15 protein-coding genes are annotated in these 13,960 nt (G+C 63.7%); 12 read left to right on the forward strand and 3 right to left on the reverse strand.

Annotated elements, in window-relative coordinates:
• The first annotated feature begins 471 nt into the window (after window positions 1-471).
• From EN851_RS10585 to EN851_RS10615, 7 genes are all read left to right on the forward strand, one after another.
• Window positions 472-2,067 carry a DUF2778 domain-containing protein gene (locus tag EN851_RS10585; RefSeq protein WP_127869742.1) on the forward strand — a complete coding sequence of 532 codons (1,596 nt, stop codon included), beginning with the start codon at window positions 472-474 and terminating at the stop codon, window positions 2,065-2,067.
• Window positions 2,068-2,184: 117 nt separating this feature from the next.
• Window positions 2,185-5,310 carry an excinuclease ABC subunit UvrB gene (uvrB, locus tag EN851_RS10590; protein WP_135929194.1) on the forward strand — a complete coding sequence of 1,042 codons (3,126 nt, stop codon included), beginning with the start codon at window positions 2,185-2,187 and terminating at the stop codon, window positions 5,308-5,310.
• Window positions 5,311-5,823: 513 nt separating this feature from the next.
• Window positions 5,824-7,350, forward strand: a complete 1,527-nt coding sequence (locus EN851_RS10595) for an ABC-F family ATP-binding cassette domain-containing protein (protein WP_135929195.1) — start codon at window positions 5,824-5,826, stop codon at window positions 7,348-7,350.
• 134 nt (window positions 7,351-7,484) lie between these two features.
• On the forward strand, window positions 7,485-7,766 hold the full coding sequence (locus EN851_RS10600) for a type II toxin-antitoxin system RelE/ParE family toxin (RefSeq protein WP_135856120.1): 282 nt from the start codon (window positions 7,485-7,487) through the stop codon (window positions 7,764-7,766).
• Window positions 7,767-7,779: 13 nt separating this feature from the next.
• Complete coding sequence (locus tag EN851_RS10605) at window positions 7,780-8,079, forward strand: HigA family addiction module antitoxin (protein ID WP_135929196.1); 300 nt, start codon at window positions 7,780-7,782, stop codon at window positions 8,077-8,079.
• 120 nt (window positions 8,080-8,199) lie between these two features.
• On the forward strand, window positions 8,200-8,382 hold the full coding sequence (locus tag EN851_RS10610) for a hypothetical protein (RefSeq protein ID WP_023770253.1): 183 nt from the start codon (window positions 8,200-8,202) through the stop codon (window positions 8,380-8,382).
• Window positions 8,383-8,536: 154 nt separating this feature from the next.
• Window positions 8,537-8,953, forward strand: a complete 417-nt coding sequence (locus tag EN851_RS10615) for a glyoxalase/bleomycin resistance/extradiol dioxygenase family protein (RefSeq protein WP_127278410.1) — start codon at window positions 8,537-8,539, stop codon at window positions 8,951-8,953.
• Window positions 8,954-9,204: 251 nt separating this feature from the next.
• Here the strand turns inward: EN851_RS10615 and EN851_RS10620 are convergent, their stop codons facing one another.
• Window positions 9,205-10,839: a sulfotransferase gene (locus EN851_RS10620; RefSeq protein WP_135929197.1), complete on the reverse strand. Its 1,635-nt coding sequence runs from the start codon at window positions 10,837-10,839 to the stop codon at window positions 9,205-9,207.
• 201 nt (window positions 10,840-11,040) lie between these two features.
• A complete protein-coding gene (locus EN851_RS10625; RefSeq protein ID WP_127869747.1) occupies window positions 11,041-11,259 on the reverse strand; it encodes a hypothetical protein in 219 nt (72 codons plus the stop codon).
• A gap of 366 nt (window positions 11,260-11,625) precedes the next feature.
• Here EN851_RS10625 and EN851_RS10630 point away from each other — a divergent pair, with 366 nt between their 5' ends.
• From EN851_RS10630 to EN851_RS10645, 5 genes are all read left to right on the forward strand, one after another.
• Window positions 11,626-11,895 (forward strand): hypothetical protein, encoded by a 270-nt coding sequence (locus tag EN851_RS10630; protein WP_135929198.1) that lies wholly within the window; start codon window positions 11,626-11,628, stop codon window positions 11,893-11,895.
• Complete coding sequence (locus tag EN851_RS10635) at window positions 11,892-12,140, forward strand: hypothetical protein (RefSeq protein WP_127278406.1); 249 nt, start codon at window positions 11,892-11,894, stop codon at window positions 12,138-12,140. The genes EN851_RS10630 and EN851_RS10635 overlap by 4 nt, the downstream gene beginning before the upstream one ends.
• A 47-nt stretch (window positions 12,141-12,187) precedes the next feature.
• Window positions 12,188-12,325 (forward strand): hypothetical protein, encoded by a 138-nt coding sequence (locus EN851_RS36265; protein WP_167498789.1) that lies wholly within the window; start codon window positions 12,188-12,190, stop codon window positions 12,323-12,325.
• A gap of 94 nt (window positions 12,326-12,419) precedes the next feature.
• Complete coding sequence (locus EN851_RS37035) at window positions 12,420-12,761, forward strand: hypothetical protein (protein ID WP_245511697.1); 342 nt, start codon at window positions 12,420-12,422, stop codon at window positions 12,759-12,761.
• A complete protein-coding gene (locus tag EN851_RS10645) occupies window positions 12,725-13,342 on the forward strand; it encodes an NAD(P)H-dependent oxidoreductase (RefSeq protein ID WP_127869748.1) in 618 nt (205 codons plus the stop codon). The genes EN851_RS37035 and EN851_RS10645 overlap by 37 nt, the downstream gene beginning before the upstream one ends.
• Before the next feature lie 41 nt (window positions 13,343-13,383).
• Here EN851_RS10645 and EN851_RS10650 read toward each other — a convergent pair whose 3' ends face one another.
• Window positions 13,384-13,782 (reverse strand): Kazal-type serine protease inhibitor, encoded by a 399-nt coding sequence (locus EN851_RS10650; protein ID WP_127278403.1) that lies wholly within the window; start codon window positions 13,780-13,782, stop codon window positions 13,384-13,386.
• Window positions 13,783-13,960 lie beyond the last annotated feature (178 nt).

A 13,960-nucleotide genomic window follows, 5' to 3' on the forward strand; every position in this document is an offset into this window, starting at 1 on the left:
GCACCGCCTCCCAAAACGAGTCAATCGGCCGCCGGAAGTCGATCCGCCAGGCCGAAAAATTGTGGCAGGACGGCAACAGTAGTCGCGGGCACCCGGTGGCGTTCGCGGCGGCGCGGCCGATGCCTGTCGGCGCGCCTCATTGCCGCGGGAAGCGCTCGATCGTGTTTTTGCAAGGATTAGCAAGGGCTGTTTTGCTTGACTCGACAGGCAAAAACAGGCAGCAAAACAGCCTTGGAAGGGCTGCAATACCGCGTGCATGGTCGTGGACGAGCCTTTTTCGGCACAAAGTCCACGTCTCTCGATTGGTTTTGAGAGGGATTGGTTAACCAACTTTGTCCATATTTTGAAGCAATCGGCAACTAACGACAGGCGCGGCAAACGCGTCGGGGACCACCTGGGATCACTCACAGAATGGTCGTCGCGGCTATCACAGCCGCGGACGTGGGAGCCGATTGGAGCAAGATTGGTTGCATGGCGTTCTTGAGTCGTAAAATTGTCGGGGACAGGCGTTGGGGCGGCGAGACCGCTGTCGAAGCGTCACGTGCCTCATCCTTCACCCCTGAACGGGTTGTCCCCTGGGTCGCTGTGCCAGGCGTCGGCGTTGCCGTCGGCCTATGGCTGATCGGCACCATGGCCGGCCTCAGCTCCGTCGGCGCCTCGCTCTCGGCGACGTCGGCAGGCCTGCCGCAGACGCTGTCCATGCCGGGCGTTCTCGCTCTCGCCGATCCGCTGAAACAGCATTTCCTCAGCTCTTCGGCGCCGTTCGTGATGGCCAATGCCCATGGCGGCGCGCAGGCGCTGCACGACCATGCCGTACAGTGCGGCGCCAGCTGCTTCAAGCTGGCCGCGGTAACCTCCAAGGCGGAGAAATCCGCGCGTCTGGTGGCACAGGTCAAACCAACGCCGGCGAAGTCGAAATCGCAGCAACGCTTCGAGCTGATGGAAGCGTCGCTGTCGCCGACAAAGCTTGCCGCCGCCTTCGCCGGTGCGGGAAAGCCGGCGGCCCCAGCCAGCACCCATCCCCTTATTTCCACCGCCGCCCAGCAAGTCACCGAGGCGTCTCTCGTGCCGTCCGTCCAGGTCATGGCCAGCCTGTCCAACGACATGCCGGCTCCGGCGGCGGAACGCTTCGCCCGCGCCGATACGGGTTCCGTCGTGCAGACCGCGCCGGCGCCGACGGGCTTTGCCCAGTCGGAAACGCCCGACAACGCGCAGCTGGCGCTTGCCCTCGTCGAGTCGATGCCGGTCGAGGACGAAGCCTTCGCCTCGCCGCTGCCGATGACAGAATCCTCACCCGATGTCGCGGTTGCGCCGGTGGAGACCCAGCAGGAACAGCCCGGCGACGCCGCCTCGCTGCCGGATGCGCTTACCGACGGCGTCCCGCTGCCGACCCGCCGCCCGCAATATGAGGCTCCGCAGCCCAAGGTCGTGGAGCAGGACAAGCCGGCTCCGCAGCCCAAGGCACTGCCACAGAAGCCTGCACCTCAGGCAAAGCCGGTCGAGGTGGCCAGGCAGCCTGCCCGCCAGGGCCGCTCCGGCGAAAACGGCGACGTGCTGGCCTATGCCAAGCCGGATACCCCTGCGGGCGGCCTCGGCCAGGCGTTCAGGAACCTGTTCAACGGCCCCAGTGCCGGAAGCGGCGCTGGCCATGGCGTGGCCGTCTATGACATCAGCGCCAAGACCGTCTACATGCCGGACGGCCAGCGGCTCGAAGCGCATTCCGGCCTCGGCGCCATGGTTGACCAGCCGCGCTATGTCCACGTGAAGGACCGTGGTCCGACGCCGCCCGACACCTACAATCTGTCGCTGCGCGAATCCCGCTTCCACGGCGTCGAGGCGATCCGCCTGACACCGACGAGCGGCGGCAACAAATACAACCGCAACGGCCTCCTCGCGCATACCTACATGCTGCGCGGCGGCCGCGCCGAATCCAATGGCTGCGTCGTCTTCCGGGACTATGCCCGCTTCCTCGCCGCCTTCAAGAAGGGCAGGGTTACACGCCTCGTCGTAGTGGATCGCCTGAAGGGATCGGCGACCCGGGTCGCGTCGAACGGAAGCGGCGCTTGAGATAAGGCGGAACCCACCGACACCTCCTGACAGCCTTCTGTCAGGAGCATGACGCGCCCGCCGGCCAGCCTTCATCGCGCTCTTTCCATTTTCGCCAAGACCTCCCATATTCGGGACATGGCCAAATCCCCCGATAAAAGAACGCCGCCGACGGCGGATGACGACCGCGCCGCGCCGAAGCGGCGCAGCCCGCTGACCGATTTCCTCGACGCGTCCGAGCCGCTGCACAAGGGCGGCTTCGCCGAGATGCCGCAGGCTGAGCTGACGGGCACGCCGCTAACCGGTTCGATCGCGGATTGGGCCGAGCAGATCGAACAGGAGGCTGAACGGGAAGGCCGCGCCGCGGGCAAAGGCGGCGGCGCCAAGTCGCCGAAGAAGATTCCAGAGCGCTCCGCGGCGCCGGGCCGCACCGCGCGCGGCACCTCGATGGGCGGCGCCGCGTCGGCCCGCGAACGCACGGCGGCCGGCCTCAATCCGGTCGCCGGGCTCGACATCTCGCTGGAAGAAGCCGAGACGATGTCGTCCAGTGGCGTCACCGCCACCGTGGCAGCGCTCTCGGCTCTGATCGAATCCGGCAATCCGCTGCACAAGGACGGCGTGCTGTGGACGCCGCACCGCCCTGCCCGGCCGGAGAAATCCGAAGGCGGCATCGCCATCAAGATGGTGTCGGACTTCGAACCGGCGGGCGACCAGCCGACCGCCATCAAGGATCTTGTCGAAGGCGTCGACAACAGCGACCGCACGCAGGTGCTGCTCGGCGTTACCGGATCCGGCAAAACCTTCACCATGGCCAAGGTGATCGAGGAGACGCAGCGCCCTGCCTTGATCCTGGCCCCCAACAAGACGCTGGCCGCGCAGCTCTATTCCGAGTTCAAGAAATTCTTCCCCGACAATGCGGTGGAGTATTTCGTCTCCTACTACGACTATTACCAGCCGGAAGCCTACGTTCCGCGCACCGACACCTTCATCGAGAAGGAATCCTCGATCAACGAGCAGATCGACCGCATGCGCCATTCGGCGACGCGTTCGCTGCTCGAGCGCGACGACGTCATCATCGTCGCCTCGGTGTCCTGCATCTACGGTATCGGGTCGGTCGAGACCTATACGGCGATGACCTTCCAGATGCAGATCGGCGACCGGCTCGACCAGCGCGCCCTGCTCGCCGACCTCGTCGCCCAGCAGTACAAGCGCCAGGACATCAATTTCGTGCGCGGCTCGTTCCGCGTGCGCGGCGACACGATCGAAATCTTCCCCGCCCACCTGGAAGACCGCGCCTGGCGCATCTCGATGTTCGGCGACGAGATCGAGGCGATCACCGAATTCGACCCGCTGACCGGCCAGAAGACCGGCGAGCTGAAGAGCGTCAAGATCTACGCCAATTCGCACTATGTGACGCCGCGCCCGACGCTCAACCAGGCGATCAAGTCGATCAAGGAAGAGCTCAAGCACCGGCTGGTGGAACTCGAGCGCGCCGGCCGGCTGCTTGAAGCGCAGCGGCTGGAACAGCGCTGCCGCTTCGACCTCGAAATGCTGGAAGCCACCGGCTCCTGCGCCGGCATCGAGAACTATTCGCGCTATCTCACAGGCCGCCAGCCTGGCGATCCGCCGCCGACTTTGTTCGAATACATTCCCGACAACGCGCTGGTCTTCATCGACGAAAGCCACGTCACCGTGCCGCAGATCGGCGGCATGTATCGCGGCGACTTCAGGCGCAAGGCGACACTGGCCGAATACGGCTTCCGCTTGCCCTCCTGCATGGACAACCGGCCGCTGCGCTTCGAGGAATGGGACGCCATGCGGCCGCTTTCGGTTGCCGTTTCGGCGACGCCGGGCGCCTGGGAAATGGAGCAGGCCGGCGGCGTCTTCGCCGAGCAGGTCATCCGCCCGACCGGCCTGATCGATCCGCCGGTCGAAGTGCGCCCGGCCAAGAGCCAGGTCGACGACGTCGTCGGCGAAATCCGCGAGACGACGGCCGCCGGCTACCGCACGCTGGTCACCGTGCTGACCAAGCGCATGGCCGAGGACCTGACCGAATACCTGCACGAGCAGGGCGTGCGCGTTCGTTACATGCATTCCGACATCGACACGCTGGAGCGCATCGAGATCCTGCGCGACCTGCGCCTCGGCGCCTTCGACGTGCTGGTCGGCATCAACCTGCTGCGCGAAGGTCTCGACATTCCCGAATGCGGCTTTGTCGCCATCCTCGATGCCGACAAGGAAGGTTTTCTGCGTTCGGAGACATCGCTGATCCAGACCATCGGGCGCGCTGCCCGCAATGTCGACGGCAAGGTCATCCTCTACGCCGACCAGGTCACCGGCTCGATGGAACGGGCGATGGCCGAGACAAACCGTCGCCGCGAAAAGCAGATGGAGTGGAACGCCGCCAACGGCATCACGCCGGAATCGGTCAAGTCTCGGATCTCCGACATTCTCGACTCGGTCTACGAGAAGGACCATGTCCGCGCCGATATCTCGCAGTTCACCGACGGCGCCGGCGCCATGATGGGCAACAATTTCAAAGCCCATCTCGACGCGCTGGACAAGCAGATGCGCGACGCCGCCGCCAATCTCGACTTCGAGAAGGCGGCCCGCATCCGCGACGAGATCAAGCGGCTGCGCGAGATGGAACTGTCGATCTCCGACGATCCGCTGGCGCGCGAGGTGGAAGGCCAAAGTCCGGCCTCGGGCCGCGAAAAAGGCAAGCACAACAAGGGCGTGGCCAAGCATCGTACGGCTGAGGAACAGGAGCGGTTCCGCAAGCTCGACCAGGCACGTGCCGCCGAAGAGGCGGCCAAGGCCGCCCGGCCCAACCTCTTCCGCAAGCCCGATCTCGACGAGATGGGCGCCGACGGCGCCGTACCGGTGAAGAAGCCGCTGTTCGCCAAGCCGTCGCTGGACGATATGGGGCCTGGTACCGACATGCCGACACCTTCAGGCGCGGTGTCGCGCTCGCTGTTCAAGAAGCAGTCGGCCGAAGAGGCGCACGGCTCCGATTTCGGCATCCCGGGCGACGCGACCAAACCGCTGTTCAAGAAGAACTCACTCGACGAAATGACCGTGCGGCGCACGGAGACGCCGGTCGAGGGAAAAGTGCCGGCAAAGCCGCAGCCAATCCCCCCCCAAGCGGAACGCGACGACAAACCAATCGTGCGCCAACGCGCCGGCATCGGCTCTTACGAGGATCCAGGCGACGCCCGCCGCGAAAAGCGCAGGCCTGGCAAGACCGGGCGGCCGGGGAAGTAGCTTTCACCATGCCGAAATGCTGGCGGGACAGCGCCCCTCTCTGTCCTGCCGGACATCTCCCCCACGAGGGGGGAGATTGGCAGCTCACGCGCCGGCTTGCATCTTGCAGCGCTGGCGATTGGCGAGGCGCCGACGACAGCTAATCTCCCCCCTCGTGGGGGAGATGGCCGGCAGGCCAGAGGGGGGCGCGAAGGAACGCAGCGACTCCGTTGTGGCTGTCAACTTTGCCCGCCCCTTGCCATTCGCCCCCTCCTCGTTGTACCCAGTCGTCACACTCGAACGTCTCGAAAGGAGGGCTCACGTGTTTACGTTTTTTCGTCACCATCGTCAGCGTGGCCCGATTTCTGCCCTGCGAGCTAGCTTGCAGGGCTGACCAGGGACGGTCCGGGTTTTTTTCCCGCTTCGATTTTTTGGTCTGCCCTTCGTGGTGTGCAACGCCTGGCCTGATAGCCGGCACGCGCACCGTCAAAGTGCATTGACCCGGACTTTCCGGACAGACCAGAGAAATCGAAAATGGCCCTGATCAGCCTCAAATCCCTCGGCGTCACCATGAGTGCGCCGCTCTTCTCCAATCTCGACCTCAGCATCGGCACTGGCGACCGGCTCGGCATCGTTGCCGCCAACGGCCGCGGCAAGTCGACCTTGTTGAAATGCCTGGCCGGCGAGCTGGAGCCGACAACGGGCGACATCACCCGCACGCGCGGCCTGCGCGTCGGCCATGTCGAACAGTCCGTTGCCCCTGCCCTGCTCGGCAGTACTTTTTACCAGGTGGTGGCGGATGCCTTGCCACCGGAGCAGACCGACAGCGAGATGTGGCGCGTCGACGTGGTCCTCGATTCGCTCGACGTGCCCGAGCCAATGCGCGAGCGGGAGATGCGGGCGCTGAGCGGCGGCTGGCAGCGGCTGGCGCTGATCGCCCGCGTTTGGGTCACCGATCCCGACGTGCTGCTGCTCGACGAGCCGACCAACCATCTCGACCTCGCCCGCATCAGCCAGTTGGAAACCTGGCTCAACGCGCTGCCGCGCGACGTGCCCGTCATCATCGCCAGCCATGACCGCGCCTTCCTCGACGCCACCACCAACCGCACGCTGTTCCTGCGTCCGGAACAGTCGCCGGTGTTTTCGCTACCCTACTCACGGGCCCGGGAAGCGCTGGACGAGGTCGACGCCTCGACCGAGCGAAAATTCCAGCGCGACATGAAAGTGGCGCAGCAATTGCGCCGGCAGGCGGCCAAGCTCAACAATATCGGCATCAATTCGGGCAGCGACCTGCTGACGGTCAAGACCAAGCAGCTCAACCAGCGCGCGGAAAAGCTCGAAGAGGCAGCCAATCCGGCGCATCGCGAAAAATCGGCGGGCGCGATCAAACTCGCCAATCGCGGCACGCACGCCAAGGTGCTGATCACGCTCGACGACGCGGCGGTGGAAACGCCCGACGGCACGCTGCTGTTTCGGACCGGCAAGCGTCACATCTGCCAGGGCGACCGCATCGTGCTGCTCGGCCGCAACGGCGTCGGCAAGTCGCGCTTCGTCACCTTGATCCGCAACGCCATCCTCGATCAGGATGCGGTGCGCAATGTGAAGGTGACGCCGTCGACAGTGCTCGGCTACAGCGACCAGGCGCTATCCGGCATCAGCGGCGACGACACGCCGCTGGCCATGGTCTCGCGCCGCTACGATGTCGGCGAACAGCGCGCCCGCTCGCTGCTCGCCGGCGCCGGCGTGGTCATCGAGATGCAGGAGAAAAGGATCGGTGTGCTGTCGGGCGGCCAGAAGGCGCGGCTGATGATGCTGGCGCTCAGGCTCGCCAATCCCAACTTCTACCTGCTCGACGAGCCGACCAACCATCTCGACATAGACGGCCAGGAAGCGCTGGAGGAGGAGTTGCTGAAGCACCAGGCAAGCTGCCTGCTCGCCTCGCACGACCGCTCCTTCATCCGTGCCGTCGGCAACCGCTTCTGGCTGGTCGAGAAGCAGAAGCTGACCGAGGTCGAAGACCCGGAGCGTTTCTTCCGCGAAGTGGCTGAAGGAACCGGCTGAGCGGCGACGAAGATGCATTGCCGATGAAGTTTCGGCCTGTCACTGACAGGGCGCACCTTTGGTATCATTTCATGAGACGTACTCTTGATTCCTGAAACGTATCATGTCATGGTACGTCCGTCGGAACCCCACGGATGATACGCTCGTTCAAGGACAAGACCAGCCAAGCCGTTTCGAACGGCAAGGCTCCAAAGGGCTTCCCTTCGGATCTTGTCCGACCGGCCCAACGGAAGCTGTACATGATCGACAACGCCGCCGAACTGTCAGATCTCAAGACGCCTCCCGGCAACAGGCTTGAGCCGTTGAAAGGCAACCGTGCCGGTCAGCATTCGATCCGCATCAACGATCAGTTTCGCATCTGCTTTCGCTGGGTGGATGGGCAAGCAGAAGATGTTGAAATAACCGACTACCATTGAAGGCAGGTCCCAAATGCTTGATATCAACCCGCCCATCCATCCCGGAGAAATTCTCCGCGAAGAGTATCTCATACCGCTTGGTCTGAAGCCTTACACGCTGGCCAAAAAGCTGCATGTGCCGCGCACGCGCATCGAGCGCCTAGCCAGCGAGACGACACCGGTAACGCCCGATACCGCACTGCGCCTTGCGAAGTTTTTTGGGACCACGCCGCAGTTTTGGATGAACATGCAGGCAAGCTATGACCTCGCCGTCGAGGGGAAGGCCAAGAGAGCCGACCTTGAAACGATCGAACGATTGGAGACTACTGCCTGACGTAAGGGCGCCGCGCCGGTAACAGAGAAAAAATTCGACAATCTGTCGGATCGCCCGTTGCTGCCTCGTCCTTGGGATGCCGACACGATGATGCCGGCGCCAACCCAGGGAGAAGTCATCATGTCCGTCCTGTCATCCATCGGCCGCATCGCAACCCGCTATGCCGCGGCGCGCGCCCGTCACCGCAGCGAACGCATCCTGTTGTCGCTGCCGGCCGAACTGCGCAAGGATATCGGCTTTCCGGAAATCTTCGATGCCCGCGACAGCCGTCGCGCGGCCACGTCCTCGGCCAAGGTCATATGACCATATGGCCCGCCGCGGCAGCACCGGCCTCAAAAGCCGGCCGGTGCCCGATGATCCGGCCGCGGCGAAAAATTTTCGGGCCCTGTAGGATTGGCGTCACCTCATCCGTCCTATGATCCGCAAGGCCATGCCAAACGTGAAGAGGAACACGAGAATGACCGACCAGACCCCGCCCCGCGCCAAAGTACTTGGCGGATTGACCCCCTATCTGCAGGTCAACGGCGCCATCAAGGCCGCCGAATTCTACAAGAAGGCTTTCGGGGCCGAGGAAGTCTTTGCCTATCCGGCGGATGAAAAAGGCCGCACCATGCATATCCATCTCTACATCAACGGCTCGACGCTGATGCTCGGCGACGCCTATCCGGAACACGGCCATCCGCACCAGGCGGCGCAGGGCTATACGCTGCAGCTCCATCTCGGCAAGGATGACATCGACGCCTGGTGGAAACGCGCCGTCGACGCCGGCTGCGAGATCGTCACGCCGCTGCAGGTGATGTTCTGGGGCGACCGCTGGGGCCAGGTGAAGGATCCCTTCGGCGTCGCCTGGGCAATGAACGCACCGACTGAATAAGCTTAGCGTGCGCGCCCTCGCCGAGGGGGATGCGCCCAAACAATCCTATGGCGGAGCAAGGAGCGAAGCGACGCGGCGTAGACCATAGGATCCGTGCCGTAACGTCAAAATATCGGAAACGGCGAAGACTTCTTCCCCGCGGCATTCTTCGATCGAGGTCGCGGCATGGATCCTAGGGTCTTCGCGACGGAGCTTCGCTCCTGCTTCGCCCTAGGATGACGAAGCTGATGGGCATCTCCGCGACCCGCTCGCTAATCCAGCTTGTCGAGCAGCGGCTTCAGCCGGTCGCCGTAGCGCTTCCACAAATCGACCGAGCCCTGGTACATCGGCTGGCGCACCTGCGCGGCGGATGCCGTGCGCACCGGCCGGTCGGTCGCGTGGAACGACAGCACGGCATCGTCCCATGGCAGGCCGAGATAGTCGATCAGCGCCCGGCTCTGGCCTTCCTGGTCGGCGACGAAGTCCTCGTAGCGCACATCGTGCACGACGCCGGGCAGCACCTTGTGCCAATGCGCCATGATGTCGATATAGAGATTGTGGAAATCGGCGAGTTCGCCGAGGTCATAGCCATAGCGGTGGCTGTCGCCGCGGAAATGCACCTTGTAGATCGACAGGCATGTCGCCGCCGCATCGCGGGCGCAGTGGATGATCCTGGCCTTCGGCAGCATCATGCGGATGAAGCCTACGAGCAGGAAGTTGCCCGGCATCTTGTCGGTGACGTGGCGCATATGCGGATAGCGGGCATGCAGCATGTCGAGATAGGCCTGCCCCGCCTCGCCGAAATCGGTATCGTCGGTGTCGGCCACGCCCCAGGGGAAGCCGCCCGGCATGTCCGACGGAAACTGCCTGCCGACCGCCGTCTTCAGGATGCTGAGCTCGCCCGCGCCATAAACCTGGGGGTGGCTGGCGATGATCTGTTCGACCAGCGTCGTGCCCGAACGCGGCATGCCGACGATGAAGATCGGCGCATCGTCGGTGATCGGGCTCGGCCTGTGCTTCTCGAAGAAGCCGGCATCGAACACGGTCTTCATCGCCTCGAATTCGGCACGCGTCTTCACCGGATCATAGTCGATGCCCTTGCGGCGGATGGCATTGCCCTCGGCGAAGTAGTCGAAGGCCTTGCCGTAATCCTTGAGATCGTCATTGGCCTTGCCGAGGCCAAACGACAGCTGCATGCGTGCCAGGCTGTCCTGAGGCGCCTTGGCGTGCTGCGCCTCCATGCCGGCCAATTCGGCATCGCGCTCCTTCTGGCGCTTGACCTGCGTCAGCATCAGCCACGCGCGGGCCATGCCGGGCTGGATCGCCACCGCCTGGCGGAACAGGTCTGTCGCCTCGCCGAGCTTGCCCTTCTCCATCAGGCCGACGCCCAGCCCGTGCAGCAGGTCGGCATCCTTGGGGCGAATGGTCAGGGCCTCCTGGAAGACGGCCAGTGCCTCGTCGAGGCGTCCGGCTTCCTGCAGGGTTTCGGCAAGCCCGATGCGCGCGCGCACGTGGAATGGATTGCGCTGCACTGTGCCGCGATAGATGTCCTCGGCCTCCTCGAACCGGCCGATCTGCTTCAGCGACGAACCGAGATTGTCGCGCGCCGCGAGCTGCTCCGGCCGCAGGTCCACCGCGCCGCGGAAGAAATCGATCGCCGCCGTGACGCGGCCGAGATCGCGCATCACCGTGCCGAGATTGTTGAGGAAGTCGGGGTTCGTCGGCTGCAGCTGAACCGACTGCTCCAGGAAATCCATGTCTTCTTCGCTGCGCCCGGTCTGGTGCAGCAGCAAGCCGAGGAAATGCGCCGCGGCCGCGTGTTTGGGCTGACGCGCCAGCACCTGCCGGTAGATCGCCTCGGCCTCCTGCCGGCGCCCGGCCTGATGCAGTTGCAGCGCCTGCTGCACATACTGGTCGAGGCCCAGCGGCGACCGTCCTCCGGCGCCAGACTTGGCCGCGCCAGACGTAGCTCCCGCACCCGCCGCTCTTCTCTGATCTCTGTTGATGGGACACCTGCCGTGTTTTCGCGCCTGCCCGCGATCTAGGCCATCGGCGCGGCACGTTCAAGGCTTTGCTTGGTTCTGTGCCCTACATCGCCGCGAAAGCGGTCAGATCAGGCGGTTGGTCTCGGCAACCTGCCTGGCCCGCCTGACGGTGCCGTCGGTGTCGGAGATCGTACGCCTTGCCGCCTCGTCGCTTCTGATGGTCAGCCGCGCCGACTGGACGGCCATCGGCTTTCCAGCGGCGCCATTGGCGTATGTGGCGATTGGCTTGACGATCGGATTGATCGCCACCGTCTTCCCTTTCGAGGTTCTGACTGAAACCATGGTTTTATCCTTTTTAGAAAAAATAAAAAGTACGGGCGTCAAGGAAAAACTCGGCATGTTTCCAAGAAACTTTTAGAAATATCTTGAACCCTAACGGAATTGTTCGAAAGTTTATAGAGGCCTATTTTTCTATCCGAGGCGGGTAATTCAACAATTCTTCTTGAAGAGAGCGCAAAGTTGAGCTATATGGGAGATATCGTTTGGGCCAGAATTGGCATCTCGCGGCGTCGGAGGTTTTCGACCCGCCAATCTCATTCCAAATTGCCGGTACCGGACGCGCGGCACATTCGTCGTGTCCCCGCTTTTTTGCTCTCAGACCGCTGTTTACGTGACGCCACGAGGCGGGGAAATATCAAGGCCAGGACAATGCCGGACCGCACCACCCGCTCCATCGCCCATTTCACCGCACCGTTCGTGCTCGGTGGCCTGGAAGGACAACTGCCGGCTGGCGACTACGACATCGATCACGACGAAGAGTTGATCGATGGCATGTCGCGGCTTGCCTGGCGCCGCATCGCCACCTTCATCCATCTGCCGGCAAGGGCGATGAACAACCCGCCCATCAGCCAGCTTGTCGCCATCGACTACATGGACCTCGAAACCGCGCTGATGCGCGACCGGGAGAATGCAGCATGATCCGTTTCCAACAGAATGCGCGTCCGCGCACCGACACGCCCTCGCATCTCTTCGCCATCGGCCAGACCGTGCGCATGAAAAGCCGGACCGGCCTGCTCAGCAAGACCGCGGAACTGTTCGAGATCAAGAGCAGGCTGCCGGTCAAGGACGGTTCCCCGCAATACCGTATCCGAAGCGAGCAGGAGACCCACGAACGGGTCACCACGGAAGACAATCTCGAACTGGCCGACAATCCGGTCACCTGAGCGGAAAGCCAGCCGACACGCCCAGCCAACGCGCATCAGGAGCAGTCATGTCCAAGGGTCAGCAGCGAAGCAATCGCGAGGTGCGCAAGCCGAAGAAGGACAAGGTGGTGGCCAAGCCTGCCTCCCCGTTCGGCTCGTCGGTCAAGCAGGCGGAGAGCGGCTTGAAGCCGAAGTCCAAGGGTTGACAGCCCGAGCGGCGCTGAGTGCGCACACCCGCTGCCGTGAGCAGACAATGGACTGACGCAACATGCTCACGCAATATTCCGCTCGGAGGCTTGCTTGAACTTTGTAATCGAATTCTACCGGTCGCGCGACACCGAGGAAGCGACGCTCGACAAGGTGTCGCTGGAGGCGCCGACCCTGCGTGCGGCGCTGCAATGCGCCACCGCGCTGTTCCACAGCCTGTCCATGCCGCAAACCCCCGACCGCCTGCGCATTTCCGACGAGCACGGCAGCGAGCTTTTATGCAGGACCCGCCGATGGGGCGTATCCTGCCTAGGCAGCCATGTTTGGATCTCGCCCGCCGCGCAACCGCAAGCGCCTTGTGACGTTGAGCGTGCACAACCCTATGCAGGAGTTCCGCAATGCCCCTTGCCGCCTTTGCCATCAATTGTTCGCTGAAAGCTTCCGGCGACAAGGAAAAATCGTCCACGGACAAGATCATCGCCGATCTGCTCGCAGCGCTCAAACCGCATGGCGTGAAGGGCCAGGTCGTGCGGGCTGTCGATCACGACATCAAGCCCGGCGTGCTCTCCGACATGGGCAAGGGCGACGACTGGCCTGGCCTGCGAGAAAAGATTGTCGCCGCCGATATCTTCATCCTCGGTCTGCCGATCTGGTTGGGCCAGCCGTCAAGCATCGCCAAGCGCGTCATGGAACGCATGGACGCCTTTCTCGACGAAACCGACGACAAGGGCCGCATGCCGGCCGCCGGCAAGGTGGCGCTGGTGGCGATCGTCGGCAACGAGGACGGCGCGCATCACTGCCACGCGGAATGCTTCCAGGCGCTGAACGACGTCGGCTTCACAATCCCCGCCAATGGCGGCGTCTACTGGGTCGGTGAAGCCATGGGCGACGTCAACTATGTCGACCTGCCGAAGACTCCCGACAAGGTCGCCGAAGCCATCGAAATGGCGGCTTCAAACGCCGCTCATCTGGCCGGCCTGCTCAGGACGAAGGCTTATGTCGGCGTGGAAGAATAACTGCAATTTCCGCTTCTTCGACAAGGAGGGAAGGTAAGTTCTCAGCACGGCCCTTCGCCGACGATGCGATAGTCCGAGGCGCGGGCCTCGCAGGCGTTGGGGAAGGTGCGCATCTCGCCATGCCGGCGGCCGCACACCGGCGCGTATTCGCGGGTGCAGAAGGCCTGCTGGCCGCCACCACCACCACCATCGCGGCAGGGGCCATCGCGCACAATGCGGTAACCCGCCCTGCCGGCAAGGCAGGCATTGGCGAAGGTCTGGCGATCGTCGCCGCGCCGGGCGCAGACCGGCTCGTACTGCTTGGTGCAGAATTGCGGTTCGGGGCGCGGCGGACGCGGGCGCGGTCCGTCATCGACGACGACCGTACAGGCGGCAAGAATTGCCGACAGGAACAGGACGCTAAAACCCTGCCGTGAAAAGATTGCCGCAAGCAACCTCATGATCGTCTCTCCCTCGATCCCCGTCCCGGTGCATACCGCCCAAGACTGCCTGGCGGTTCGCTGACAATGATATCGCTCAAAACAAGATTTAGATCAGTCGCCAATGGCATGATCCTCGCCATTCCACTGCCGATTGCAACCCCGCCCGCGGCCTCTATCGGGAAATGACAGCGGGATC

Origin of the sequence: Mesorhizobium sp. M8A.F.Ca.ET.208.01.1.1, from assembly GCF_004791315.1 — a bacterium.
GTDB lineage: Bacteria > Pseudomonadota > Alphaproteobacteria > Rhizobiales > Rhizobiaceae > Mesorhizobium.